General features: G+C 67.5%; 25 protein-coding genes. 13 read left to right on the plus strand and 12 right to left on the minus strand.

Annotated features, from left to right (window positions below):
- From ACSAMQ_RS13450 to ACSAMQ_RS13490, 9 genes are all read left to right on the plus strand, one after another.
- Window positions 1–1,187, plus strand: a 1,187-nt coding sequence (locus ACSAMQ_RS13450) for an efflux RND transporter periplasmic adaptor subunit (protein WP_435396136.1), incomplete at its 5' end; no start/stop codon positions are given.
- A 2-nt stretch (window positions 1,188–1,189) separates the two neighbouring features.
- Window positions 1,190–1,411 carry a hypothetical protein gene (locus ACSAMQ_RS13455; RefSeq protein WP_435396137.1) on the plus strand — a complete coding sequence of 74 codons (222 nt, stop codon included), beginning with the start codon at window positions 1,190–1,192 and terminating at the stop codon, window positions 1,409–1,411.
- 25 nt (window positions 1,412–1,436) lie between these two features.
- The gene (locus ACSAMQ_RS13460) at window positions 1,437–2,171 is read left to right on the plus strand and encodes an ABC transporter ATP-binding protein (protein ID WP_435396138.1); all 735 of its coding nucleotides are present in this window, start codon (window positions 1,437–1,439) and stop codon (window positions 2,169–2,171) included.
- A gap of 9 nt (window positions 2,172–2,180) precedes the next feature.
- A complete protein-coding gene (locus tag ACSAMQ_RS13465; protein ID WP_435396139.1) occupies window positions 2,181–3,509 on the plus strand; it encodes an ABC transporter permease in 1,329 nt (442 codons plus the stop codon).
- Window positions 3,510–3,532: 23 nt separating this feature from the next.
- Window positions 3,533–4,759, plus strand: coding sequence for an ABC transporter permease (locus ACSAMQ_RS13470; RefSeq protein WP_435396140.1), 1,227 nt, complete (start codon window positions 3,533–3,535; stop codon window positions 4,757–4,759).
- A 144-nt stretch (window positions 4,760–4,903) separates the two neighbouring features.
- Window positions 4,904–6,781 carry a DUF885 domain-containing protein gene (locus ACSAMQ_RS13475; RefSeq protein ID WP_435396141.1) on the plus strand — a complete coding sequence of 626 codons (1,878 nt, stop codon included), beginning with the start codon at window positions 4,904–4,906 and terminating at the stop codon, window positions 6,779–6,781.
- Between the two features lie 266 nt (window positions 6,782–7,047).
- On the plus strand, window positions 7,048–8,403 hold the full coding sequence (locus ACSAMQ_RS13480; protein WP_435396142.1) for a sigma-54-dependent transcriptional regulator: 1,356 nt from the start codon (window positions 7,048–7,050) through the stop codon (window positions 8,401–8,403).
- A 9-nt stretch (window positions 8,404–8,412) separates the two neighbouring features.
- The gene (locus tag ACSAMQ_RS13485) at window positions 8,413–9,720 is read left to right on the plus strand and encodes a sensor histidine kinase (protein WP_435396143.1); all 1,308 of its coding nucleotides are present in this window, start codon (window positions 8,413–8,415) and stop codon (window positions 9,718–9,720) included.
- Window positions 9,721–10,094: 374 nt separating this feature from the next.
- A complete protein-coding gene (locus ACSAMQ_RS13490; RefSeq protein WP_435396144.1) occupies window positions 10,095–10,964 on the plus strand; it encodes a hypothetical protein in 870 nt (289 codons plus the stop codon).
- A gap of 138 nt (window positions 10,965–11,102) precedes the next feature.
- Here the strand turns inward: ACSAMQ_RS13490 and glmU are convergent, their stop codons facing one another.
- The gene (glmU, locus tag ACSAMQ_RS13495) at window positions 11,103–12,467 is read right to left on the minus strand and encodes a bifunctional UDP-N-acetylglucosamine diphosphorylase/glucosamine-1-phosphate N-acetyltransferase GlmU (RefSeq protein WP_435396145.1); all 1,365 of its coding nucleotides are present in this window, start codon (window positions 12,465–12,467) and stop codon (window positions 11,103–11,105) included.
- Between the two features lie 87 nt (window positions 12,468–12,554).
- On the opposite strand from glmU, the gene ACSAMQ_RS13500 reads away from it, so the two are divergent.
- Window positions 12,555–14,156 (plus strand): glycosyltransferase 87 family protein, encoded by a 1,602-nt coding sequence (locus tag ACSAMQ_RS13500; RefSeq protein WP_435396146.1) that lies wholly within the window; start codon window positions 12,555–12,557, stop codon window positions 14,154–14,156.
- Here ACSAMQ_RS13500 and ACSAMQ_RS13505 read toward each other — a convergent pair.
- Entirely contained in the window at window positions 14,122–15,045 is a 924-nt protein-coding gene (locus ACSAMQ_RS13505) for a glycosyltransferase (RefSeq protein WP_435396147.1), read from the minus strand. The two genes, ACSAMQ_RS13500 and ACSAMQ_RS13505, sit on opposite strands and share 35 nt — an antisense overlap.
- A 190-nt stretch (window positions 15,046–15,235) precedes the next feature.
- Here ACSAMQ_RS13505 and ACSAMQ_RS13510 point away from each other — a divergent pair, with 190 nt between their 5' ends.
- Window positions 15,236–15,619: a GtrA family protein gene (locus tag ACSAMQ_RS13510; protein ID WP_435396148.1), complete on the plus strand. Its 384-nt coding sequence runs from the start codon at window positions 15,236–15,238 to the stop codon at window positions 15,617–15,619.
- 187 nt (window positions 15,620–15,806) lie between these two features.
- Here ACSAMQ_RS13510 and ACSAMQ_RS13515 read toward each other — a convergent pair whose 3' ends face one another.
- From ACSAMQ_RS13515 to ACSAMQ_RS13555, 9 genes are all read right to left on the minus strand, one after another.
- Entirely contained in the window at window positions 15,807–16,232 is a 426-nt protein-coding gene (locus ACSAMQ_RS13515; protein ID WP_435396149.1) for a F0F1 ATP synthase subunit epsilon, read from the minus strand.
- Window positions 16,233–16,370: 138 nt separating this feature from the next.
- A complete protein-coding gene (gene atpD, locus ACSAMQ_RS13520) occupies window positions 16,371–17,801 on the minus strand; it encodes a F0F1 ATP synthase subunit beta (RefSeq protein ID WP_435396150.1) in 1,431 nt (476 codons plus the stop codon).
- 68 nt (window positions 17,802–17,869) lie between these two features.
- Window positions 17,870–18,733 (minus strand): F0F1 ATP synthase subunit gamma, encoded by an 864-nt coding sequence (atpG, locus tag ACSAMQ_RS13525; protein ID WP_435396151.1) that lies wholly within the window; start codon window positions 18,731–18,733, stop codon window positions 17,870–17,872.
- 147 nt (window positions 18,734–18,880) lie between these two features.
- The gene (gene atpA / locus ACSAMQ_RS13530; protein ID WP_435396152.1) at window positions 18,881–20,431 is read right to left on the minus strand and encodes a F0F1 ATP synthase subunit alpha; all 1,551 of its coding nucleotides are present in this window, start codon (window positions 20,429–20,431) and stop codon (window positions 18,881–18,883) included.
- Window positions 20,432–20,570: 139 nt separating this feature from the next.
- Window positions 20,571–21,098 (minus strand): F0F1 ATP synthase subunit delta, encoded by a 528-nt coding sequence (locus ACSAMQ_RS13535; protein WP_435396153.1) that lies wholly within the window; start codon window positions 21,096–21,098, stop codon window positions 20,571–20,573.
- 17 nt (window positions 21,099–21,115) lie between these two features.
- Window positions 21,116–21,586, minus strand: a complete 471-nt coding sequence (locus ACSAMQ_RS13540; RefSeq protein WP_057919212.1) for a F0F1 ATP synthase subunit B — start codon at window positions 21,584–21,586, stop codon at window positions 21,116–21,118.
- A gap of 89 nt (window positions 21,587–21,675) precedes the next feature.
- Window positions 21,676–21,957, minus strand: a complete 282-nt coding sequence (atpE, locus tag ACSAMQ_RS13545; protein WP_031371118.1) for a F0F1 ATP synthase subunit C — start codon at window positions 21,955–21,957, stop codon at window positions 21,676–21,678.
- 76 nt (window positions 21,958–22,033) lie between these two features.
- On the minus strand, window positions 22,034–22,870 hold the full coding sequence (gene atpB, locus ACSAMQ_RS13550) for a F0F1 ATP synthase subunit A (protein ID WP_435396154.1): 837 nt from the start codon (window positions 22,868–22,870) through the stop codon (window positions 22,034–22,036).
- A 10-nt stretch (window positions 22,871–22,880) separates the two neighbouring features.
- Window positions 22,881–23,249 carry a hypothetical protein gene (locus ACSAMQ_RS13555; protein ID WP_435396155.1) on the minus strand — a complete coding sequence of 123 codons (369 nt, stop codon included), beginning with the start codon at window positions 23,247–23,249 and terminating at the stop codon, window positions 22,881–22,883.
- 323 nt (window positions 23,250–23,572) lie between these two features.
- Between ACSAMQ_RS13555 and ACSAMQ_RS13560 the strand changes: the two genes are divergently transcribed.
- Both ACSAMQ_RS13560 and ACSAMQ_RS13565 read left to right on the plus strand, forming a co-directional pair.
- Window positions 23,573–23,779 carry a DUF2061 domain-containing protein gene (locus ACSAMQ_RS13560; RefSeq protein WP_435396156.1) on the plus strand — a complete coding sequence of 69 codons (207 nt, stop codon included), beginning with the start codon at window positions 23,573–23,575 and terminating at the stop codon, window positions 23,777–23,779.
- A gap of 294 nt (window positions 23,780–24,073) precedes the next feature.
- Window positions 24,074–24,880, plus strand: coding sequence for a hypothetical protein (locus tag ACSAMQ_RS13565; RefSeq protein WP_435396157.1), 807 nt, complete (start codon window positions 24,074–24,076; stop codon window positions 24,878–24,880).
- A gap of 161 nt (window positions 24,881–25,041) precedes the next feature.
- Here the strand turns inward: ACSAMQ_RS13565 and lpdA are convergent.
- On the minus strand, window positions 25,042–26,509 hold a 1,468-nt coding region (gene lpdA, locus ACSAMQ_RS13570), incomplete at its 5' end, for a dihydrolipoyl dehydrogenase (protein WP_435396158.1).

Raw genomic sequence — 26,509 nt, forward strand, 5'->3', positions numbered from 1 at the left:
GCGAGCTCGCGCTGGGCGCGGGTGCGTGGCTGCTGTCGGGCTGGAGCGCGGGCGGCCGCTCGGTCGACGCCACCCGCCTGCGCATCGCCGAGGTTAAGCGCGGCGAACTGGTCCGCGACATCGCCGCCGACGGCCGGGTGATCGCCGCCAACAGCCCGATCCTGTATGCGATCGCCGGCGGTTCGGTCGACCTCAAGGTCGTCGCCGGCGACGTGGTCCGCAAGGGCCAGGTGCTGGCCGAGATCGACAGCCCGGAACTGCGCAGCAAGCTCGCCCAGGAGCAGGCCACCCTGGCCAGCCTGGAAGCCGAGGCCAGCCGCGCCGAACTCGACGCCGAGCTGGCGCGTTCGACCGCGCGCAAGGAACTCGACCAGGCCCGGATCGCCCGCGTCGCCGCCTTGCGCGACCTGGAGCGCTACCAGCGCGCCTTCGAAGGCGGCGCGGTCGCCAAGGTCGACGTGGCCAAGGCCCAGGACGATCTGAAGAAGTCCGACATCGGCCTGAGCCACGCCCAGGGCGACCTCGGCCGCCAGGGCCGCAGCGCCGCCCTGGACACCCGCAACAAACGTCTGCTCGCCGATCGCCAGCGCGCGATCGTGGTCGAGGCGCAGCGCCAAGTCGAAGCCCTGACCCTGCGCGCGCCGTTCGACGGCCAGGTCGGCCAAGTCCAGGTCGCCCAGCGCGCCAACGTCGCGATCAACGACCCGGTGTTGAGCGTGGTCGACCTGAGCGTGTTCGAGGTCGAGATCAAGGTGCCGGAAAGTTTCGCCCGCGACCTGGCGATCGGCATCCCGGCCCAGGTCACCAGCGGCAACGGCCAGCCGTTCGCGGCGCAGATCTCCGCGGTCTCGCCCGAAGTCGTCGGCGGCGAGGTGGTCAGCCGCCTGCGCTTCACCGGCAAGCAGCCGCCGGGCCTGCGCCAGAGCCAGCGCCTGAGCGCGCGCATCGTCCTGGACACCCGCCGCGACGCCCTGATGGTGGAGCGCGGCCCGTTCCTGGAGCAGGCCGGCGGCAACAGCGCCTATGTCGTCGCCAACGGCGTCGCCACCCGCCGTCCCATCCGCACCGGCGTGAGCAGCCTCAACGCCGTGGAAATCCTCGAAGGTCTGCAACCGGGCGAGCGTGTCGTCGTCTCCGGCAGCGACCAGTTCGAAAACGCCGAAACCGTCCGCATCAGTGGAGAATGACCATGCATACCCAACACCAAGCCGCCGACTTCCCGTTCGCCCCGCTGTGGAGCTCGCAAGAGCTGACCGACGCGGTGCCGCTGCGCCTGCATCAGCTGATCGATTTCGATCAGGCCCGCGATGCCGGCGACGCGCGCAGCGCCAACCAGGCCGCAACGCGCCGCCCGGCGCGCATCCATCGTTACCTGGCCGCGTGCGCGCTGCCGATGTTCGCGATCCGCTGAAGCCCAACGCCAAAGGAAACACGTCATGCTCGACATGCGCCAGGTCACCAAGGTCTACCGCACCGAACTCGTCGAAACCCACGCCCTGCGCTCGCTGGACCTGCACGTGCGCGACGGCGAATTCGTCGCGGTGACCGGCCCCTCGGGCTCGGGCAAGACCACCTTCCTCAACATCGCCGGCCTGCTGGAGACCTTCAGCGGCGGCGAGTACCTGCTCGACGGCGAGGACGTGCGCGGCCTGTCCGACGATGCGCGCTCGCGCCTGCGCAACCAGAAGATCGGCTTCATCTTCCAGAGCTTCAACCTGATTCCCGACCTCAACCTGTTCGACAACTGCGACGTGCCGCTGCGCTATCGGCGCATGCCGGCCGCCGAGCGTCGGCAGCGCATCGAGCAGGCGCTGACCCAGGTCGGCCTGGGCTCGCGCATGAAGCACTACCCGGCCGAGTTGTCCGGCGGCCAGCAACAGCGCGCGGCGATCGCCCGCGCCCTGGCCGGCTCGCCGCGCCTGCTGCTCGCCGACGAACCCACCGGCAACCTCGACTCGCAGATGGCGCGCGGGGTGATGGAGTTGCTGGAAGAGATCAACGGCCAGGGCACGACCATCATCATGGTCACCCACGACCCCGAGCTTGCCGCGCGCGCGCAACGCAACGTCCACATCGTCGACGGCATGGCCACCGACCTGAAGGCCGAGCCGGCGCTGATTCGCGCCCCGATGCCGACGGCCTCCGTCGATGCCGACACCACCCTCGCCTGAGCCGTCGCCATGACCGGAAACAGCCAGTTCGGCTATTACCTCCAGCTCGCCCTGCGCAGCTTCAAGCGCAACCGGGTGCTGACCGCGCTGATGGTGGTCGCCATCGCGCTCGGCATCGGCGCGGCGATGACCACCCTGACCGTGTTCTACGTGCTCTCCGGCGATCCGCTGCCGGGCCGCAGCGAGCACTTGTTCCGCCCGCGCATCGAGCCGCGCCCGATGTCCGGCTACACGCCCGGCGCCGAGCCGCACGAGGAGATGACCCGCCTCGACGCCGAGACCCTGTTGCGCGAGAAGCGCGGCGACCGCCAGGCGCTGATGAGTGCGGGCGACGTCGCCATCGAGCCGCGCCGCGACGGCCTGCCGCCGTTCCGCCAGAACTCGCGCTACACCTCGGCCGACTTCTTCCCGATGTTCGCCGTGCCGTTCGAGTACGGCGGACCGTGGAGCGGCGAGGACGACGCGCGCCGCGCCCGCGTCGCGGTGATCGGCGCCGAACTCAACCGCAAACTGTTCGGCGGCGGCAACAGCGTCGGCAAATCGCTGTGGGTCGACCAGAGCGAACTGCGCATCGTCGGGGTGATCCGCGACTGGAACCCGCAGCCGAAGTTCTACGACCTCGCCGACCGCAACGGCTTCGGCGAGCCCGAGACCCTGTTCCTGCCGTTCTCGACCAGCCGCGACCTGCGCATGAGCTCGCAGGGCAACATCGATTGCTGGGGCGACAACAACGTGGACGCCGAGGGCAACCGCAGCATCAACGCCAAGTGCGCCTGGGTGAACTACTGGGTCGAGCTGGGCACGCCGGAAAAAGTCGCGGCCTATCGCCAGTACCTGCAGAACTACGTCGCCCAGCAACGCAGCGCCGGACGCTTCGAGCGCCCGACCGCGCCGGCGCTCGACGGCCTCATGCAGTGGCTGGACTTCAAGCGCGTGGTGCCGGCCGACGTGCGACTGCAGACCTGGCTCGCGCTCGGCTTCCTGCTGGTCTGCCTGCTCAATACGGTGGGTTTGCTGTTGGCCAAGTTCCTGCGCCGCTCCAGCGAGATCGGCGTGCGCCGCGCGCTCGGCGCGACCCGCAAGGCGATCTTCGCCCAATGCCTGGTCGAAGCCGGCAGCGTCGGCCTGGCCGGCGGCCTGCTCGGCCTGGCGCTGGCGCAGGTGGGCCTGTGGGCGGTGCGCCAGCAACCGGTCAGCTATGCCGCCCTGGCCCGCCTCGACCCGACCATGTTGCTCGCCACGTTTCTCCTGGCCATCGCCGCCAGCGTGCTCGCCGGCCTGCTGCCGGCCTGGCGCGCCTGCCAGGTGACGCCGGCCATCCAGCTCAAGAGTCAGTGATCCATCTTCCGTCGAGGCTCGTCATGGATATCCGCCCCATCCTGTCCACCCTGCGCCGGCACAAGACCGCCGCCGCGCTGATCGTGTTCGAAGTCGCACTGACCTGCGCGATCATCTGCAACGCGGTGTTCCTGATCGAAAACCGCATCGCCCGCATGCAGCGTCCGAGCGGCATGGTCGAGAACGAGCTGATCCGCTTCTCGATCGGCGGCATCAACGAGAAGGGCGATGCCGACGCCTTGACCCAGTCGGACCTGGCCGTGCTGCGCTCGCTGCCCGGAGTCAAGGCCGCCACGGTGACCAACCAGGTGCGTTACGGCCAGTCTTCGTGGAACTCGGGCCTGGAACTCAAGCCCGACCAGCCCCTGCCGACGACCAACGCCAGCACCTATCTCGGCGACGAGCAGTTCCTCAAGACCATGGGGCTCAAGCTGGTCGCCGGCCGCGATTTCAGCGCCGACGAGGTGTTCAGCTATCGCAAGATCCGCGAGCCCGGCTCGGACTATCCGATCCCCTCGGCGATCATCACCCGTTCGCTGGCGCAGATGCTGTATCCCGGCCAGGATCCGATCGGCAAAGTCTTCTACGGTTGGGGCGAGGCGCCGACCCAGGTCGTCGGCGTGGTCGAGCACCTGCTGCGCCCGAACGAACACTTCGGCGCGTCCAGCGCCGATCACTCGGTGATCTTCCCGATCCAGATGGACTACAACAGCGCCATCTACCTGATCCGCACCGATCCGGCGCGACGCCAGGAAGTGCTCGCCAGCGCCGCCGCGGCGTTGAGCAAGAACGGACCCTTGCGCATCCTCGACGAAGACAACGACACGATCGAGAACATGAGCGACAAGTTCCACCAGACCGACCGTTCGATGGTCTGGCTGCTCGCGTCGGTCTGCGTCGCCCTGCTGATCGTGACCGCGCTCGGCATCGTCGGCCTGGCCAGCTTCTGGGTGCAGCAGCGGACCAAGCAGATCGGCGTGCGGCGTGCGCTCGGCGCCACCCGCGGCCAGATCCTGCGTTATTTCCAGACCGAGAATTTCCTGCTGACCAGCATCGGCATCGGCCTGGGCATGGCGCTCGCGTTCGCGATCAACCTGGCGCTGATGCGCTATTACGAACTACCGCGCCTGCCCGGGTTCTATCTGCCGCTCGGCGCGCTGTGCCTGTGGCTGCTCGGGCAACTCGCGGTGTACGGCCCGGCCCGGCGGGCGGCGCTGGTGCCGCCGGCGCTGGCCACGCGATCGGCCTGAGCGCGAGCGTCCCAAGGCCTCCACCGCCACATTCACTCGTTGCACCCGCTACCCAATCGACGCGATCCCAAGCCCGCCCGCACGCCGGTCGGGAGCGGGGTCTCGCGCCCCGCCTCATCGCCGCACGCCACCACGGAGCCTCGCATGACTCTCGCCTCCCCGCACCGTCCCACCCGCAGCGCTTTGCGCATCGCCGCGTTGTCGGCCGCGCTCGCCGGCGCGCTCTGCCTGCCCGCCGTTCACGCCGCCGCGGCGGATACCGGCACACGCGCCGCCGCGCCGGCCTCGGCCCAAGCGGACGACGTCGCCGCACGCACGCGCCAGTTCAACGCCCTGATCGACGAGCATTGGGAGGGGCTGATGCGCGAGCTGCCGGAGCAGGCCAGCTTCTTCGGCGACTACCGCTACAACGCCGCCTGGAGCGATTTCTCCCTGGCCGGCGCGCAGCGCCACAACCAGGCGACCCGCGCCCTGCTCAAGCGCCTGCAGGCCGTCGACACCCGCGGCTTCGCCGAGAGCGACCTGCTCAATCACCGCCTGCTGGTGCGCTGGCTCGAGAACGACATCCAGGGCTACGAGCTCGGGACCCACCAAATGCCGCTGGACCAGTTCAACGGCACCCATTTGTTCCTGACCATCGTGGTCAAGGCCTTCCCGTTCAACGACACCCGGCAATACGACGATTACCTGGCCCGCCTGCGCGCGATTCCGCGCATTCTCGACCAGGTCACCGAGGTCGCCCGCGCGGGCGCCAAGAACGGCGTGATGCAGCCGCGTTATCTGCTCGACAAGGTCGCCGCGCAGTGCAACGGCATCGCCGACGTCGCCGGCGAGGACAGCGTGTTCGCCGCGGCGCTGAAGAAATTCCCCGACAGCGTGCCGGCGGCCGAACGCGAACGCCTGCGCAAGCAGATCCTTGAGGTCGTCGACCAGCAGGTGCGCCCGGCCTATCGCCGCCTCGGCGAGTTCGTGGCCAAGGAATACGCGCCGCAGGGCCGCGAGCAGTACGGCATCTGGTCGGTGCCGAACGGCGAGGCCCTGTACCGGTATGCGATCGAGCAGTTCACCTCGTCGTCGATGACGCCCGAGGCGATCCATCGCCTCGGCCTGAGCGAGGTCGAGCGCATCGAACGCGCGCAGACCGAAATCGCCCGGCGCCTGGGCTATGCCGACCTCAAGAGCGCGCGCAAGGCGATGGCGGCCGACCCCGCCCGCCACGCCAAGTCGCGCGAACAGATCCTCGAGCTGTACCGCGAGTACATCGCGGCGATGGAAAAGCGCCTGCCCGATCTGTTCGGCACCCTGCCGACCACCGCGGTGCAGGTGCAGGCGGTGGAAACCTGGCGCGAGAAGGAGGCCTCGTCGGCGCAATACATGCCCGGCACGCCCGACGGCAAGCGCCCCGGCCTGATCACGGTCAACACCGGCGAACCGGACAAGCGCCTACTGACCACGGTCGAGGCCATCGCCTACCACGAAGGCGTGCCCGGCCATCATCTGCAGTTGTCGGTCGCGCGCGGCCTGCCGGCCTTGCCGAAGTTCCGCACTCTGACCGGCCAGCTCGCCTACATCGAAGGCTGGGGCCTGTACTCGGAAGACCTCGGCAAGGAAGTCGGTTTCTACCAGGACCCGTACAGCGATTTCGGCCGGCTCTCGCAGGAACTGATCCGCGCCAACCGGCTCGTGCTCGACACCGGCGTGCATCACGAGCGTTGGACCCGCGAGCAGATGGTGCAGTGGATGCGCGATCACTCCGACATGGAGGAGCCGAACATCCAGGCCGAGGCCGACCGCTACATCGCCTGGCCGGGCCAGGCGCTGGCCTACAAGATGGGCCAGTTGAAGATCCGCGAACTGCGCGCCCGCGCCGAATCGCAACTCGGCGCGCGCTTCGACATCCGCGCCTTCCACGACCAGATCCTCGGCGGCGGCGCCTTGCCTTTGCGCGAACTGGAAACGCGGATCGATCGCTGGATCGCTTCGGTGCCGGCGGACGCACCGCCGGCCAAGGCCGCGAAGTAAGCACCCACGAAGCAAGTCCCGCCCGGCGAACCTGGTCCGGGCCGGATACGGCCAGGTTCCGCTCCTCTCGCAGCCCGTGCGAGAGGAGCCAGGCCGGCGCGCGGCCCGCACTGCCGCTTCGCGCAGGCCGGTGGCAAAGGAGCGGCGCCGCACGCCGCGCACGATGCCCGGCCGGGCCGGCCTGCAGCGCCGGGGCCGCGCCGTATACTGCGGCGATCACGAGCCGCCGCGATGCGGCGCCCGCTCCCGAACCACACGGATTCCTGATGCGCACGGTCCTGGTCATCGACGACAACCCGGCGGTCGGCACCGCGCTCGACCTGCTGTTCGGCCTGCGCGAAATCCGCGTGGTCACCGCGCAGTCGCCGGACGAAGGCCTGGAGCTGCTGGCCCGCGAAGACATCGGCCTGGTCCTGCAGGACATGAACTTCAGCGCCGACACCACCTCCGGCGAGGAAGGCGTGGCGCTGTTCCGCGCGATCCGCGCGCGCCATCCCGACCTGCCGATCATCCTGCTGACCGCGTGGACGCATCTGGACATCGCCGTCGACCTGGCCAAGGCCGGCGCCGCCGATTACCTGGCCAAGCCCTGGGACGACCAGAAACTGCTCGCCAGCGTCGAGAACCTGCTCGAACTCGGCGCCAGCGCCCGCGAAATCTCGCGTCTGCACGAGCAGCGGCGCAAGCTGCAGCGCGATCTGGAAGCGCGCTACGACCTGCGCGGCCTGGTGTTCGGCTCCGAGCCGCTGGCGCGGGTGATCGAACTGGCCGGCCAGGTCGCGCGCGCCGACGTGCCGGTGCTCATCACCGGGCCCAACGGCGCCGGCAAGGAAAAGATCGCCGAGATCATCCAGGCCAATTCCTCGGTCAAGTCCGGCCCGTTCGTGACCCTGAACTGCGGCGCGTTGCCGACCGAACTGATCGAAGCCGAACTGTTCGGCGCCGACGCCGGCGCCTACACCGGCGCCAACAAGATGCGCGAGGGCAAGTTCGAGGCCGCCGACGGCGGCACCTTGTTCCTCGACGAGATCGGCAACCTGCCGCTGGCCGGGCAGATGAAGTTGTTGCGCGTGCTCGAGACCGGCCGCTTCGAGCGCCTGGGCTCGAACCGCGAGCGCCAGGTCAAGGTGCGGGTGATCAGCGCCACCAACGCCGACCTGCCGGCGATGATCCGCGACGGCCGCTTCCGCGAAGACCTGTACTACCGCCTCAACACCATCCAGATCGACATTCCGCCGCTGGCCGAGCGCCGCGACGACGTGCTGCCGTTGGCGCGGCATTTCCTGCGCGACAACGCGCTCGCCAACGGCAAGCGCCTGAGCGAGGAAGCCGAGCGCGCGCTGTACGCGCACGCCTGGCCCGGCAACGTGCGCGAGCTGCGCAACACCCTACAACGCGCGGCCCTGCTCGCGCGCGGCGACAGCATCGGCGCGGCCGACCTCGGCCTGCCGGTCGCGCCGTCGCCGAGCGTCGGCAACGGCGGCGAAGAACCCGACCGCGCCGCCATCGAGGCCGCGCTCGAACGCGCCGGCGGCGTGCTCGCGCAGGCCGCCGGCGAGCTGGGCCTGTCGCGGCAGGCCTTGTACCGCCGCCTCGAACGGCTCGGCATCAAGCGCGACTGAGGCCCGACCATGCGCCGCCTTCCCCTGAGTCTGGTGTTCAGCGTCATCGCCCTGGCCTACCTGGCGGGCGGCGCGGCGCTGACCCTGTGGCTGTCGGACTACTTCGCCAACCGCTGGCTCGCCCTCGCCGTGGTGCTCGCGGCGCTGGCGCCGCTGCTGATCTATCACGTCCGGCGTGCGTTCGCGCCGATGAACTCGCTGTTCCGCGCCCTCGCCGGCTCGGTCGCGAGCTATCGCGACGGCGATTACTCGATCAGCTTCCACTGGACCGGCGGCGGCGATCTCGGCGAACTGGTCGCCAGCCACAACCGGCTCGGCGACGCCTTGCGCGAACAACGCCTGAGCCTGGTGCAGCGCGAGCTGCTGCTCGACACGATGATCCAGAACACGCCGGTGGCGATGATGCTGGTCGACCCGACCCGGCGCATCGTTCACGGCAACCTCGCCGCGCGCAAGATGCTCGGCGAAGGCCGGCGCCTGGAGGGCCAGAGCTTCGCCGAGCTGCTGTCGCGTGCGCCCACGCCGATGCAGGACGCCTTCGAGCGCGGCGGCGACGGCATGTTCTCGGTCGGCGACATCGAGAACGAAGAGATCTACCACCTTTCGCGGCGCATCTTCCGGCTCAACGGCCGGCCCCACGAGCTGGTGCTGCTGCGCCAGCTGACCGCCGAGCTGCGCCGCCAGGAAGTGCAGACCTGGAAGAAGGTGATCCGCGTGATCAGCCACGAGCTCAACAACTCGCTGGCGCCGATCGCCTCGCTCGCCCACTCCGGCGCCGAGCTGTTGCGCCGCGGCCAGTACGAACGCCTGCCGACCGCGCTGACTACGATCGAGGAACGCGCGCGCCATCTCGAAGGCTTCATCCGCGACTACGCGCGCTTCGCCAAGCTGCCTTCGCCGCGGCTGCAACCGATCGAGTGGTCGCGCTTCGTCGAGCAACTGCGCAGCCAGGTCGATTTCGTCTACGACGGCGTACAAGGCGAGGCGATCGCGCGCGTCGACGCCGCCCAGCTCGAGCAGAGCCTGATCAACCTGCTCAAGAACGCCCACGAATCCGGCTCCAAGCCCGAAGACGTACGGCTGCAGTTGCGCCGAGTACAGGACGCCTGGCGCATCGACGTGCTCGACCGCGGCAGCGGCATGAACGACGCGGTGTTGTCCAACGCCTTGTTGCCGTTCTATTCGACCAAGCGCAACGGCACCGGCCTGGGGCTCGCGCTCGCACGCGAGATCGCCGAAGCCCATGGCGGCCGCATCGCCCTGCTCAATCGCGAAGACGGCGGCCTGTGCGTGTCGATGGTGCTGCCGGATGCCTGAGCCGCACGGCTCGAGCGCCGATAGCTAAGCGCGTGGCGACGGAACCCGTACCCATCGAAGAGGCGTGATGGAGTTCCTCGCAGCATCGACGACGCTGTCGCAACACCCCAGGCGTAACCGCCTCAACATAACGCGCCGGCCGGGCGCCCAGACATCCCCCGTCGAGCGCATCGCTGCGCAAGTCCGCCGGCCGGGAGAAGTGCGCGCGAGCTTTCGCTCAGCGTTCGCGTTCGGGCCATGCATGAGATCGATGTAGGGGTGTAGCCCCCGCTTTCGTTTCTAGACAGGTCGCTCCCGAAACACGAACGCCGGACGACGTGCGCATCGCAAAAAAAGCCGCAGGATTTCCAAACAACCGAACAGGAGATTCGCCCATGTTTCGCAAATCTACGCTTCTGGCTGCCGGTCTCATCGCATTTCTCGCAAGTTTCGCCGCTTGCGCACGCAACGTCGTATTCCTGAATAATCCCTCGCCTCAGGACGTGAAGGACATCGCTCACTACCGGGTCAAGAGCACCGGCCAGCCGTTCTTTTCCGATCTCGTGCTGTTCGCCGCCAACATCAACGGCAGCACGCCCAACACGCCGGTGCTGTACTACAACACGGAGATGAGCGCGATCCTCAAGGACAACATCGACGCCGTGCGCCAATTGCAGAACGCCGGGATCAAGGTCCAGATCTCCTACCTAGGCAACCATCAGAACGCGGGCTGGTCGTGCAACATGACCTCCAGGACCGCGACCCGGCTCGGCAACGCGATGGTGGCCGAGGTGGTGAAGTACGGCCTCGACGGCATCAACGTCGACGACGAATACTCCACCTGCTCGGGCAGCGCGAGCTCGTTCTACGCGGTGCTCAAGGCGATCCGCAGCAATCCCTATTTCTCCGGCAAGACCCTGAGCAAGGCGCTGTGGTCCGACTCGCAGTACTTCCGCTCGCCCAACAACGCCGCCAGCCAACTGACCGAGGGTTATGAGATGACCTATGCCGGCAGCGTCGGCTATCTGACCCCGTACGTCGGCTACGGCATGAGCAAGTCCAGCCTGTTCCTCGGCATCTCGCCGGAATTCAGCTCGGCCTCGCAAGCGCGCACGATCGCCCAGAACGTCGCCGGCGGCGGCTACCAGGGCGTGATGATCTGGGCGCCGAACGCGTTCCTCGACCGGACCGCCGCGGCGCAGTATTACACCGAGATCGCCAGGGGGCAGAGCGGCGCCACCGAAGTGGTGGAGTACGTTCCCTGATCGAAGTCGCAGCGGCGTGGCAGGGCGCTGAAAGTCTCTGGTTTCATTCAGCAGCTCTGTGCAGCTTCTGCAGCCGCTTTCGTGCAGCAGGCGGCATCGCGGCGTCCCACAGGGCGCGCCGCGATGCACCGCGACCGCTTACTTCTTCTTGGCCGGCCGCTTCCAGCCTTCCACCGTCGACTGGCGCGCGCGCGCCACGGTCAGCTCTCCCGGCGGCGCCAGGCGAGTGATTACCGATCCTGCCGCGATCGTCGCGTCCTTGCCGATGGTGACCGGCGCGACCAACGAGGAGTTGGAACCGATGAAGGCGCCGTCCTCGATCGTGGTCGTCGATTTGTTGACTCCGTCGTAGTTGCAGGTGATGGTGCCGGCGCCGACGTTGACCCCCGCGCCGATCACCGCATCGCCGAGATAGGTCAGGTGATTGGCCTTGCTGCCGACGCCGAGGCTGAGGTTCTTGGTTTCGACGAAGTTGCCGACGTGGGCGCCGTCGGCGAGCACGGTACCCGGGCGCAGACGCGCATACGGACCGATCTGCGCCGCGCCTTCCACGACCACGCCGTCGAGGTCGCAATGCGCGCGCACCAGAGTGCCGGCGCCGAGCCTGACGTCCTTGAGCCGGCAGAACGGCCCGATGCGCACGCCGTCGCCGAGTTCGACCTTGCCTTCCAGGATCACGTCGATGTCGATCTCGACGTCCTGGCCGATCTGCACTTCGCCGCGCAGATCGAAGCGCGAGGGATCGGCCAAGCGCGCGCCCTGCAGGCAGACCGCGCGCGCCGCGCGCCACTGGTAGGCGCGTTCGAGCTGCGCGAGCTGCCAGGCATCGTTGGCGCCCTCGACCTCGATCGGCTCGGCGACGTGGACCATCTCGGCCGGGGTGTATTCCGCGGCCGCGGCGGCGAACACGTCGGTCAGGTAGTACTCGCCCTGCGCGTTGTCGTTGCCGAGGCGGTCGAGCCAGCGCCGCAGCGGCTCGCCGTCGGCGACCAGGATGCCGGTGTTGACGGTGCGGATCTCGCGCAGCTCCTCGTCGGCGTCCTTGTGCTCGACGATGCGGCCGACCCGGCCTTCGGGATCGCGGACGATGCGGCCGTAGCCGGTCGGGTCGTCCAGGTCGGCGACCAGCACCGCGATGCGGCCCGGCGCGTCGAGCAGACGCTGCAGGGTCTCGGGGGTGATCAGGGCGACGTCGCCGTACAGCACCAGCACCCGCGCATCCTGCGGCACGCCCGGCATCGCCTGCTGCACCGCGTGACCGGTGCCGAGGCGCTGCTGCTGCTCGGCCCAGTGCAGGTCGTCCTGGCCTTCGAAGGCCGCACGCACCTGTTCGCCGCCATGGCCGTAGACCACGTGGATGCCGGCCGGGCGCAGCGCCCGGGCGGTCTCGATCACGTGGGCCAGCATCGGCCGGCCGGCGATCTTCTGCAGCACTTTCGCGGTGGCCGACTTCATCCGCTTGCCCTCGCCCGCGGCGAGGATGACGATATGCAATTGATTCATCGAATCGTGAGCCATGGATTTCGGGTTCCTCGACGCGCACTCCGCGTCCGGTCGGAATCTTAGCAACTGCCTTGACGAGGATTCTGCATGCCCGCTGAGCGCGTTTCCTGGCGACCGACTGCGGTGGTCGCCCTGTTCTTCACCTTGCTCGCGGCGCTGGTCCAACGCCAGGACGCAAACTGGGACCTGCGTAACTATCATTTGTACACGCCGCTGGCCTGGCTCGACGGACGCCTGGACTACGACATCGCCGCGGCGCAGATGCAGACCTGGCACAACCCGATCGCCGACCTGCCGTTCGCCCTGCTGGTGCAGGCCGGGGCGAGCGGCTGGCTGGTCACCCTGTGGCTGGCCCTGCCGAGCTTCATCGCTCTGTGGTTCGGCCTGCGCCTGCTCGATGCGCTGATGCCGGCGCAGCGCAGCCGGCTGCGCACCTGGATGGCCGGCCTGGTCGCGATCACCGGCGCGGCGGTGTATCCCGGCACCGCGGCGACCTTCAACGACCACATCGTCGGCGCCTTCGTGCTGGCGGCCCTGTGGTGGGCGGTCGAATCGTTCCGCCGCCGCGGCGCCTGGGCGACCTGGCTGCCGGTCGGCCTGCTCGCCGGCATCGCCGCCGGCCTCAAGCTCACCGCGGTCATGTACTGCCTGGGTTTCATCGCCATGGCGCTGTGCGCCGGGCCGTTGAAGCAGTTGCCGGCGCGCCTGATCGCCCTGGCGATCGGCGGCGCGGTCGGCGCGGCCCTGAGCTGGGGCCCCTGGGGCTGGTACCTCTGGGAACACCACGGCAATCCGCTGTTCCCCTATTTCAATCACTGGTTCCACTCGCCCGACGCGCTGTTCAGCGAGCGCCGCGACCTGCGCTTCCTGCCCAGGACCGCGCTCGATGCGCTCAACGTACCGCTGCGCCTGCTGCGCAAGAGCAACGATTTCTCCGAAGCCTCGCTGGCCGACGCGCGCGTGTTGCTCGGCCTGTGCGCCCTCGCCGCCTGGTGGTGGCTGCGGCGCAAGCGCGAGGTCGCAGCAGTCGGCGAATCGACCATCGCGGAGAACGCCTCCGACCCCCGCGGCCTCGCCGCGCCGTACGGGCCGCTGCTGGCCTTCGTCCTGGTCGCCTATGCGTTCTGGCTGCACGTCTACAGCATCTACCGCTATCTGTATCCGCTCGAACTGCTGTTCTCGGTGTTGATCGTCGGCGTGATCTCGGTCGCATTCGCGCGGCGCGGGTCGTGCATCGCGCTCGTGGTCGGCGCATTGCTGGCGATCGCGCCGACCAAGCATCCGGGCTGGGGGCGCGACCCGTTCCGCAGCCCGATGATCTCGGTGCAATTCCCCGCGCTGCCAGCCGACAGCCTGGTGGTGACCAGCACCGAGACGCCGATCGGCCATGCCGTCGCGTTCCTGCCGCGCGGCGTCGCGGCGCTGGCGATACGCAACAACTTCATGGACCCGCAGCAATGCACGCGGCTGCAGGCGCGGGTGGAAAGCCGGATCGCCGGCCACAAGGGACCGCTATGGTTGCTGCGCCCGGTCGCGGTCGACGCGGTCGCGGCCGAGCGCATGAGTCTGTACGGACTGCGCGTCGATGGCGCCTGCATGCGCGTCGCCGACAGCCTGGCCGAGATCGAACTGTGCCCGCTCGCGCGGACCGCGTTCACTCCGATCTGTAGCGCACCACCTGGTCGGTGATCAGGCGCAGGATCTCGTTCGAACGCCGGTTGACGGTGTCGAGGATCAGCCCGGTCGCGAGCAGGATGAAGGCGGTCAGGGCCAGCGCCGCGGCGAGCACCGCGGTCGAGGGATGGGTGACCGCGCCGCTGAGGGTGAATTCGTGCACCACGAAGGCGCCGAAGCCCAGGCTCGCCAAACCCGCGGCCAGGGCGGCGACGCCGAAGAACAGCAGCGGCCGCAGGTCCTTGAACAGGAATCCGATCGTGCGCAACACGCGGAAACCGTCGCGGAAGGTGTTGAGCTTGGACTCGCTGCCTTCCGGGCGCACACCATAGGGCACGGTGCGTTCGCTGAGCACGAAGGCGTGGGCCATCGCGAACACGGTCATCTCGGTTTCGATCTCGAAACCGCGCGACAGCACCGGCATGGATTTGACGAAACGGCGCGAGAACGCGCGATAGCCCGACAGCACGTCGCGCACCGGCTGCCCGAACAAACGGCCGATGCTCCAGCGCACCAGGCGATTGCCGAAGCCGTGGAAGCGCCGGAACGAACCGCTGTCGTGGCTTTCCAGGCGGGTGCCGACGACCATGTCGGCGCGGCCCTCGAGGATGTCCTCGATCAGCATCGCGGCGTGATCGGCCGGATAGGTGTCGTCGCCGTCGACCATCAGATAGACATCGGCCTCGACCTCGCGGAACATCGCCCGCACCACGTTGCCCTTGCCCTTGGCCGGCACGCGATGGACCCGGGCGCCGGCGGCGCGCGCGATCGCCGCGGTGTCGTCGGTGCTGGCGTTGTCGAACACCCAGACCTCGGCGTCGGGCAGGACGCGACGGAAGTCGGCGACGACCTTGGCCACCGTGCGGGCTTCGTTGTAGCAGGGGATCAGTACTGCGCTGCGCAAACCGCCGCTCCCGTCGTGCAGGCTGTGATGGGCGCGATGGTACAGGGTCGTCTGGCTAGAATGCGCGCATGACCGCCGCCCCGACCGCTCCTGCCAGGCCCGCTCCTGCCAGGCTCGCCCCCGCCGAGTTCGCGCCTGCCGAGTTCGCGCTCTCAGAGCCCGGCCGCGTCGGCGCGACCGGAGCCGGCGCATGAGCCTGACCCGGCAGGGCCGCAATTACCTGATCTTCGGTGCGCTGCAGTACCTGATCGACTGGGGCGTGATGGTCGGCCTGAGCCACCTCGGCATGCCGGTCGAGGCCGCCAACCTCGCCGGCCGCATCAGCGGCGCGCTGATCGGCTTCTGGCTCAACGGCCGCTTCACTTTCGCCAGCGAAGACACCCGGGTCGGCCGGCGCCAGTTCGGGCGCTTCGTCATGCTATGGATCGGCACCACCATCGTCAGCACCTGGGCGGTCAGCACCGTCGACAGCCACGCCGGCCTGCAATGGACCTGGTTGGCCAAGCCGGTGATCGAAGTCGTCCTGGGCGGCGTCGGCTTCCTGGTCTCGCGCCACTGGGTGTATCGCCGCTGAGGCGACGGCGCACCGCCACTCTTCTACGGTCGTCCCGCGAAGGCGGGCTGCGCCTTACTAGCGCGAACCGACCATCCAGCGCTCCATCGCGACAGCAGCCGAAGTCTCGTCCCGAAACGAAAAACGCCGGCGCAAGGCCGGCGTCTTCGTAGCGGCGATGACCCGCCGCGATGTCGCGCAGCGCGACTCAGTGCTTGATGTTCTTGCGCAGACGCTCCAGCGCCTGCAGCTGCGCCATCGCTTCGGCGAGCTTGGCCTGCGCTTCGGCAACGTCCATCTGCGGGCCGCGGTTGGCGAGCATGCGCTCGGCTTCTTCCTTGGCGGCGCGCACGGCGGCCTCGTCGATGTCCTGGGCGCGGATCGCGGTGTCGGCCAGCACGGTCACGACCTGCGGCTGCACTTCCAGGATGCCGCCGGAGACGGCGAAATCCAGCTGTTCGCCGCTCGGCAGGGTCACCACGACCTTGCCCGGCTTCAGCCGCGTGATCAGCGGCGCGTGGCGCGGTGCGATGCCGAGTTCGCCGATCTCGCCGGTGGCGACGAGCAGCGTCGCCTCGCCGTGGAAGATCTCTTCCTCGGCGCTGACGATGTCGCAACGGAACGTAGTGGCCATAGTCTTTCTCGCTTTGCTCGTTCGACGGGAATCGAGAATGAGGAATGGGGCGTCGTCTAAAGCCGAAGCAACGGCCGACGTTCCGCTCTTACGATTCCCGAATCCCGACTCCCAAATCCCGAGACGCCGTCAGGCGTCTCAGCCCACGCCCATCTTCTTGGCCTTCTCGACCGCTTCCTCGATGCCGCCGACCATGTAGAACGCCTGCTCCGGCAGGTGGTCGTACTCGCCTTCGACGATGCCCTTGAAGCCGCGGATCGTGTCCTTCAGCGACACGTACTTGCCCGGCGCGCCGGTGAACACTTCGGCGACGTGGAACGGCTGCGAGAAGAAACGCTCGATCTTGCGCGCGCGCGACACGGCCTGCTTGTCTTCTTCCGACAGCTCGTCCATGCCGAGGATCGCGATGATGTCCTTGAGCTCCTTGTACTTCTGCAAGGTGGCCTGGACGCGACGCGCGGTGTCGTAGTGCTCGGCGCCGATCACGTTCGGGTCGAGCTGACGCGAGGTGGAGTCGAGCGGGTCGACCGCCGGGTAGATACCCAGCGACGCGATATTACGGCTCAACACGACGGTGGCGTCGAGGTGGGCGAAGGTGGTGGCCGGCGACGGGTCGGTCAGGTCGTCCGCGGGCACGTACACGGCCTGGATCGAGGTGATCGAACCGGTCTTGGTCGAGGTGATGCGCTCCTGCAGGACGCCCATTTCCTCAGCCAGGGTCGGCTGGTAACCCACCGCCGACGGCATGCGGCCGAGCAGCGCCGACACTTCGGTACCGGCCAGCGTGTAGCGGTAGATGTTGTCGACGAAGAACAGGACGTCGCGGCCCTTGCCGTTCTCGTCCTTCTCGTCGCGGAAGTACTCGGCCATGGTCAGGCCGGTCAGGGCGACGCGCAGGCGGTTGCCCGGCGGCTCGTTCATCTGGCCGTACACCATCGCGACCTTCGAGTCCTTCAGGCTCTCGAGCTGGATGACGCCGGCTTCGGCCATCTCGTGGTAGAAGTCGTTGCCTTCGCGGGTACGCTCGCCGACGCCGGCGAACACCGACAGGCCCGAGTGCTCGGTGGCGATGTTGTTGATCAGCTCGAGCATGTTGACCGTCTTGCCCACGCCGGCGCCGCCGAACAGGCCGACCTTGCCGCCCTTGGCGAACGGGCACATCAGGTCGATGACCTTGATGCCGGTTTCCAGCAGCTCGTTGCCCGAGGACTGGTCGGCGTAATCGGGAGCCGCGCGATGGATTTCCCAATGCTCGGTCGCTTCGACCGGGCCGGCTTCGTCGATCGGCTCGCCGAGCACGTTCATGATGCGGCCGAGGGTGCCCACGCCGACCGGCACCGAGACGCCCTTGCCGGTGTTGACGGCGATCAGGTTGCGCTTGAGGCCGTCGGTGGAACCGAGCGCGATCGCGCGCACGATGCCGTCGCCGAGCTGCTGCTGCACTTCGAGGGTGATGGCGGTGTTCTCGACCTTCAATGCGTCGTACACGCGCGGCACCGACTCGCGTGCGAACTCGACGTCGACGACCGCACCGATGATCTGAACGATCTTGCCCTGGCTGCTGCTCATCTTTGATTCCTCAGTAACTTTCAAATGCTGCTCGTGGTCGCTGGCCTAGGCCGCGCCCACCGGATGGTTTAGACCGCCGCGGCGCCGCCGACGATTTCGGAGATTTCCTGGGTGATCGCAGCCTGGCGGGCCTTGTTGTAGACCAGGTTCAGGGTGCCGATCAGCTTGCTGGCGTTGTCGCTCGCCGACTTCATCGCGACCATGCGCGCGGCATGCTCGGAAGCTACGTTCTCCAGCACCGCCTGGTACACCAGCGACTCGATGTAGCGGGTCAGCACGTGATCGAGCACGGTCTGCGCATCGGGTTCGTAGATGTAGTCCCAGTCGTGCTTGGCGACCTGCGTTTCCGGCTCCGGCAGCGGCAGCAGCTGATCGAACGCCGCGCGCTGGGTCATCGTGTTGACGAAGTCGTTGTAGCTCAGGAACACGCGGTCGAGGTTGCCGGCGCTGTAGGCGTCGAGCATGACCTTGATCACGCCGACCAGCTGCTCCAGGTGCGGCTTGTCGCCCAGGTGGGTGACCGAGGCCAGCATGTTGACCTTGATGCGGCGGAAGAACACCGACGCCTTCTGGCCGATGGTGACCACGTCGACCTCGACGCCCTGCTCCTGCCACTTGCGGATTTCGCCGAGCAGCTTGCGGAACAGATTGTTGTTGAGGCCGCCGGCCAGACCGCGGTCGGACGACACGATCACATAGCCGACGCGCTTGGGATCCTTGCGCTCGACCATGTACGGATGCTGGTAATCGGTATTGGCCTGGGCCAGGTGACCGATCACCTGCTTGATCACGCGCGCATACGGGCGCGAGGTCTTCATCCGATCCTGCGCCTTGCGGATCTTGGAAGCCGAGACCATCTCGAGCGCGCGCGTCACCTTGCGGGTGTTCTGCACGCTCTTGATCTTGGTTTTGATTTCGCGTCCGCCTGCCATCTTTTTATCCGGGACTTGGGACTCGGGACTCGGGACTCGAAAGAGGCCCTGCCAGAATCGTTACTGCTAGCCCGGGACGCTGGATCCGGCACCGCGGAACCCGCTTTCGCGAGTCCCGGGTCCCGAGCCCCGAGTCCCGGCTCCTGGTTACCAGCTACCGGTACGCTTGAACTCTTCGATGCCCTTCTTGAAGGCGCCTTCGATCTCGTCGTTCCAATCGCCGCTGTCGTTGATCTTCTTGACCAGCTCGCCCGCGGTGTTGGTGAAGTGCGCGTGCAGCGCCTCTTCGAACGCGCCGATCTTGGCCACCGGCACGTCGTCCATGTGGCCCTTGTCGACCGCGTAGATCGACAGCGACTGCAGGGCGATCGACATCGGCGCGTACTGCTTCTGCTTCATCAGTTCGGTAACGCGCTGACCGCGCTCGAGCTGCTTGCGGGTGGCTTCGTCGAGGTCGGAAGCGAACTGCGCGAACGCAGCCAGCTCGCGGTACTGGGCCAGGGCGATACGGATGCCGCCGGACAGCTTCTTGACGATCTTGGTCTGGGCGGCGCCGCCGACGCGCGACACCGAGATGCCGGCGTTCACGGCCGGGCGGATGCCGGCGTTGAACAGGTCGGTTTCCAGGAAGATCTGGCCGTCGGTGATCGAGATCACGTTGGTCGGAACGAACGCCGAGACGTCGCCGGCCTGGGTTTCGATGATCGGCAGCGCGGTCAGCGAACCGGTCTTGCCCTTCACTTCGCCGTTGGTGAACTTCTCGACGTAGTCGGAAGACACGCGCGCGGCGCGCTCGAGCAGGCGGCTGTGCAGGTAGAACACGTCGCCCGGGTAGGCTTCGCGGCCCGGCGGACGCTTAAGCAACAGCGAGATCTGGCGGTAGGCGACGGCCTGCTTGGACAGATCGTCGTACACGATCAGCGCGTCTTCGCCGCGGTCGAGGAAGTACTCGCCCATGGTGCAGCCCGAGTAAGCGCTGATGTACTGCATCGCGGCCGATTCGGACGCGGTCGCGGCGACCACGATGGTGTGGGCGAGCGCGCCGTTCTCTTCGAGCTTGCGCACGACGTTGGCGACCGAGCTGGCCTTCTGGCCGATCGCGACGTACACGCACTTAATGCCGGTGCCCTTCTGGTTGATGATCGCGTCGATCGCCAGGGCGGTCTTGCCGGTCTGGCGGTCGCCGATGATCAGCTCGCGCTGGCCGCGGCCGATCGGAATCATCGCGTCGACGGTCTTGTAGCCGGTCTGCACCGGCTGGTCGACCGACTTGCGCCAGATCACGCCCGGGGCCACGCGCTCCACCGGAGCGGTCATGGTCGCGGCGATCGGGCCCTTGCCGTCGATCGGCTCGCCGAGGGCGTTGACCACGCGGCCGAGCAGTTCGCGGCCGACCGGCACTTCCAGGATGCGTGCGGTGGTCTTGGCGATGTCGCCTTCGCGCAGGTGTTCGTAGTCGCCCAGCACCACGGCGCCGACCGAGTCGCGCTCCAGGTTCAACGCCAGGGCGAAGGTGTTGTTCGGCAGTTCGATCATTTCGCCCTGCATCACGTCGGCCAGGCCGTGGATGCGCACGATGCCGTCGGACACCGAGGTGACCGTGCCTTCATTGCGCGCTTCGGCGGCCAGCTTGACCTTCTCGATGCGGGTCTTGATCAGTTCGCTGATTTCGGACGGGTTGAGCTGGGTGCTTGCCATTGTCGTTTCCTTGGTCCTGCATCGCGATGGGGCGACGCGCGGGTGCTTTCTTTTGGTTCGGGATCTGGGATCGGTGATTTGGGATTCGCCGGAGCCTTGGCCGCTACGAATCCCGCATCCCTAATCCCGAATCGCTGCTTTAACCGGCCAGCGCCGTCTGCAGGCGCGCGAGCTTGCCCTTGAGCGAGCCGTCGATCACGACATCGCCGGCGTCGATCACCGCGCCGCCGATCAGCGACGCGTCGACGGCCGTCTCGACTTCGACCTTGCGGCCGAAGCGCTTGACCAGCGCGGCCTTGATCGATTCGAGTTCGGCCGCGGGCAGATCGCTGGCGGAGGTGACCTTGGCCTTGACCACGCGGTCGGCTTCGGCGCGCAGTTCCTCGAACTGGCCGGAGATTTCCGGCAGCAGCGCGAGACGGCGGTTGTCGGCCAGCAGCGCGAGGAAGCGCTGGAAGGCTTCGTCCGCGCCGTCGATCGCGACCAGGCCGACGGCGTCGGCGAGGGTCAGCTGCGGATGACCGAGCAGCCCCTGCACCTGCGGATCGCCGGCGACGCGCGCCGCGAAGGCGAGCGCCCGGGACCATTCGGCGGAGCGGCCGGCGTCGTTCGCGGCCGCGAAAGCGGCGCGGGCGTACGGTCGTGCGAGGGTGAGGTTCTGGCTCATCGCGTTGGGCTATCCGATCAGATTTCTGCGGCCAGCTCGTCGAGCAGCGCCTTGTGGGCGTTGGCGTCGATTTCGCGCTTGAGCAGCTTTTCGGCGCCGGTCACCGCCAGCGTGGACACCTGCTTGCGCAGATCCTCGCGAGCGCGATCGGTGGCCGCGGCGATTTCGGCGTCGGCCAGCGCTTTCAGGCGCGTGCCTTCGACGACGGCGTCGGTCTTGGCCTGGTCGATGATCTGATTGGCGCGCTGATGCGCCTGGTCGATGATCTCGTTGGCCTTGGTACGGGCTTCACGCAGCGCCGCGTCGACGCTTTCCTGCGCCTGCGCAAGGTCTTTCTGGCTGCGTTCGGCAGCCGCCAGACCTTCGGCGATTTTCTTCTGGCGCTCTTCGATCGCTGCGTTCAGCGGCGGCCAAATGAACTTCATCGTGAACCATACGAGGATCGCGAAGGAGAGCATCTGACCGAAGAAAGTCATGTTGGGATTCATGACGGGTCCTCGACGTTGCTTACGTTGGGCCGGCTAACGCCGGCCCGGATTGCCGAATCGTGCCCCGGTCGGGGCACGGTTCTGCCTGATCAGCCGGCGGCGCCAGCGAGCTTGACGGCCTCGATCAGCGGGTTGGCGAACGCGAAGAACAGGGCGACGGCGAGGCCGATGATGAACGCGGCGTCGATCAGGCCGGCCAGCAGGAACATGCGGCCCTGCAGCATCGGGACCAGTTCCGGCTGACGCGCGGCGGATTCGAGGAACTTCGAACCCATGATCGCGATGCCCAGGCAAGCGCCGAGCGCGCCGAGGCCGATGATGATGCCGATCGCGATGGCGGTCAGACCCTGAACGTTGGCGATGAACTCCATGGTGCTTCTCCTGGTAGAGGTAGTGCTAAACGGTGAAGGGAAAACGAATGAGGGGTGGTGCGCGTCGAGCGATGGATCAATGACTTTCGCGGGCGCCGGCGATGTAGACGACCGTGAGGATCATGAAGATGAAGGCCTGCAACAGGATGATCAGGATGTGGAAGATCGCCCAGGCCGCGTTGGCGAGCACGCCAGGCACGAAGGTGTAGATGCTTCCCATCAGACCGGCGATGAGCATGAACACCAGCTCGCCGCCGTACATGTTGCCGAACAGTCGCATCGCGAGCGAAACCGGCTTGACCAGCCACTCGATGATGTTCATGACGAGGTTGACCGGCACCAGCACGAGCTTCATCGCGCCGTGCGCGTGGAACGGCGCGGTGACCAGTTCCTTGCCGAAGCCGCCGACGCCCTTGGCCGAAACCGCGTGGCCGATCAGGATGAAGAACACCGAGGCCGAGATCGCGAACGTCGTATTGAGGTCGGCGGTCGGCACGGCGCGGAAATAGGTGTGGTGCGCCGCTTCCGGACCGGCGGTGACGTGGACCAGCCAGCCGAACAGGTCGAGCGGCAGCAGGTCCATCGTGTTCATGAACACGACCCACATGAAGATGGTCAGCGCGAGCGGAGTCACCGAACGGCGATCGCCGTGGAAGGTGTCCTTCACCTGGCCGTCGATGAATTCGAGAATGATCTCGACGAAGGCCTGGCCCTTGCTCGGAACGCCCGCGGTGGCCTTGCGTGCCGCCAGACCGAACCACAGGATGAAGAGCAGGCCGAGCACCAAAGCGACGATCCACGAGTCGAAATTGAACTTCGACAACGCATCACTGCCAAAGACCTCACTGGTGTTGTGGGTCAAATGGTGCTTGATGTATTCGTTCAGGCCGCCCGAACCGGTCTGTTCACTCACGAAAGACACCTTATCGTTTCAAAAGATTGGCCAGTACGAACGCCAGCGTCGCCGCCAGCAGCCCCACCAGCATTGGAAGCGGAGGTAGACGCCACCAGGCCATTCCGAGCCCGAGCACCGCCAGTACCACCACCCATTTGAATATGACTCCGGCCAGCAACCGGCCCACTACCATCCCGGCCGGTTGCACGCCTCCCCCCAATGCCATCCTGGCGGCCACGAGGCTGCCAGCGACCGTCGCGCCGCCGCCGACCGCCGCCGCCAGCGCGTGAGACGCACCGAGGGGGTAGAAGGCCAGCGCAGCCAGCGCCATCGCGCCGAATTGCCAGGCAATCGCGCGCGACGCCAACCGGCGACCTGCGGACAAAGGATCGTGCACGCGGGACTCGTCGGTATGGGATTGGCGCAAAGCGCCCGGTAGAGCCGCAAAAGTATAGAACGCGGGCGCAGTTGCGGCAACCGGCGTCGGTCGCGACTGTGCGCGGCGCCCGGCAGTACACGGCATCCATGGCGGCGGCGGCGGGCTTCATGGCCGCGACTATGGCCCGCGGCGCGCCGCGGTTGAATTACCCGGCAGGTAAAGCGCGCGCCGCAAGCCGGCACGTCCATAGTCCGGATCTATCGAATCGAGCATAAAGGTCGATTTGATTTTCTAATCCAGAGGCGTATTGTTGAGAACAATTCTCATTCAGGCCCGCTCCCATGAGCAAGACCCTCAGCTTCGCCTGCGTGCATTTCTCGGTCGCCTTCCTGGTCGGCTATCTGATGACCGGCAGTGTTTGGGTCGGCGGCGCGTTGGCCCTGGTCGAACCGGCCTGCAACACGGTGGCCTTCCACTTCCACGAGAAGATCTGGAAGCGGATCGAACGCCGCCGCGCCGCGGCTTCGTCGGGCGCGTTGGCGACTTGATCGAAATCTTTGACGAAGTTCGGAACCTTTCGCGAAAGCACCGGTCAGTATCTGTGAACGCCCGCCGCCTCTCTCTCCTCGTCAATGGCAAAGCAGCGGCGGGCTCCCCCGAAGCCCCGGCATGACCCGCCGGGGCTTCGCCTTTTTTGCGGCAGCGGTCACCGTTTGAGGCATTCCGACTTTGCCGCAACGGTCGATCCGGTTTTTCTTCACCGCCACTCCACTTATTGCGCGGCATTCATGTACGGGCCAGTACATCAAACGGTACTGCTTCCCCCGCAACGGAGTGATCCTGTGAACCCGAAACTTTTGCCACTGACGCTCGCGTTGGCCGCGACGAGCGCCCTGTTCGCGCAATCCGCGCATGCCGAAGACGATCGCTTCACCGTACGCCTGGGCGCCATGTCGGTCGAAGGCAGCGGCGAACTCAGCGCCGGCACCACCTTCCGCGGCGAACCCTACCGATTCAGCCAGGACTTCGACTTCGGCAGCCGCGAAACCGTGCCGCGCGTCGAAGGCGTGTTCCGCTTCAGCGAGCGCAACCGCCTGCTGTTCAACTACTTCGGCTACGACAAGAGCAAGCGCGCCACCTTGCGCGAGGCGATTTCCTACGACGACACCACCATTCCGGCCGGCAGTTTCGCCGAGGCCAAGGCCAAGTTCGAACTGGCCAGCGTGATGTACGACTACGCCGTGGTCGAGACCGAGACGGTGAGCTGGGGCCTGCAGATCGGCGTGGAGTACGCCAAGCTCGAAGGCAAGCTGCGCGCCGAGGCCGGCGCCGACAACTACCGCACCAGTTCCAGCGAGGACGGCTATGCCCCGGTGGTCGGCACGCGCCTGACCCTGTCGCCGAACGACAATTGGCGTTTCGTCCTGCAGGGCCAGTACCTCGACGCCGACTGGGGCGACTTCGGCGATTACGAAGGCGACGTCAGCCGCGCCAATGCACTGGTCGAGTACCGCTTCACCCCGGCGATCGGCGCCTTCGTCGGCTACGACTGGTTCAAGATCGACGCCCGGCGCGAGGGCCGCGACGGCGTGCTCGGCCTGGACCAGCGCTTCAAGGGGCCGATGGCGGGCGTGACCTTCTCGTTCTGAGGCCAGCCGCATGCGTGCGGCGCGGCCGCACCGCACGCATGCGGAGCAATGCGATGCGGCGCGAGCGACCGGTGGCTCCACGGTGCCAGCGCCGGTCGCCGCTGGTTCGCGGTCGCGGCTTGCGCCGCTCCTACCCTGGACTGCCGGGGGTCGAGGGCCGGTCAGCCCTTTTTCTTCGGGATATACAGATCGGTGATGGTGCCGTCGAATACTTCGGCGGCCATGCCGACCGATTCGCTCAGGGTCGGGTGCGGGTGGATGGTGTGGCCGATGTCGGCGACTTCGCAGCCCATCTCGATCGCCAGGCCGATCTCGGCGATCAGGTCGCCGGCGTGCACGCCGACGATACCGCCGCCGACGATGCGGTGGGTGGCTTCGTCGAAGATCAGCTTGGTGAAGCCTTCGGTGCGGCCGATGCCGATCGCGCGGCCGCTGGCGGCCCACGGGAACTTGCCGACGCCGACCTTGAGGCCCTTGGCCTTGGCTTCGCTCTCGGTGACGCCGACCCAGGCGATTTCCGGATCGGTGTAGGCCACCGACGGGATCACCCGCGCCACCCACTCCTTCTTCTCGCCGGCGGCCACTTCGGCGGCGAGCTTGCCTTCGTGGGTGGCCTTGTGCGCGAGCATCGGGTTACCGACCAGGTCGCCGATGGCGAAGATGTGCGGCACGTTGGTGCGCATCTGCCGGTCGGCAGGGATGAAACCGCGTTCGGTGACCTCGACGCCGGCCTTGTCGGCGCCGATCTTGGCGCCGTTCGGCGCGCGGCCCACCGCGACCAGCACGCGGTCATAGACCGTGGCTTCGAGCGCGGCGGCCTGGCCGGCTTCGGCGCTTTCGAACGAGACCTTGATGCCTTCCTTCAGCGCCTCGGTGGCCGCCGCCTTGGTCTTCAGATGCACGGCCACGCCCTGCTTCTTCAGGCGGTCGGCGAGCGGCTTGACCAGGTCGGGATCGGCGCCCGGCATCAACTGGTCCAGGAACTCGACCACGGTCACTTCGCTGCCGAGCGCGCGGTACACCGTGGCCATTTCCAGGCCGATGATGCCGCCGCCGACGACCAGCAGCTTCCGCGGAATCTCGGCCAGTTCCAGCGCGTCGGTGGAATCCATCACGCGCGGGTCGTCCCACGGGAAATTGCCGAGCTTCACCGCCTGGGAGCCGGCGGCGATGATGCATTGCTCGAAGCGGATCAACTGGGTGCCGCCCTCGCCCGTCACTTCCAGTTCGTTGGGCGAGATGAAGCTGCCGGTGCCGGCGACCACGCGCACCTTGCGCTGCTTGGCCATGCCGGCCAGGCCCTTGGTCAGCTGGCCGACCACTTTTTCCTTGTACTTGCGCAGCGCGTCGAGGTCGATGCTCGGCTTGCCGAAGCTGACGCCGTAATCGCCGGCGTGCGCGGCCTCGTCGATGACCGCGGCCGCGTGCAGCAGCGCCTTGGACGGAATGCAGCCGACATTGAGGCATACGCCGCCGAGGCTGGGGTAGCGCTCGACCAGCACGGTGTCCAGGCCGAGGTCGGCGGCGCGGAACGCGGCGGTGTAGCCGCCGGGGCCGGAGCCGAGCACGAGCATGCGGCATTCGACGTCGGCCTTGCGGCCGCTGGCCGCGGCGGCGCTCGCCGTCGGC

It is taken from the genome of Lysobacter sp. 1R34A, from assembly GCF_051217035.1.
In the GTDB taxonomy this organism is placed as follows: Bacteria; Pseudomonadota; Gammaproteobacteria; order Xanthomonadales; family Xanthomonadaceae; genus Lysobacter.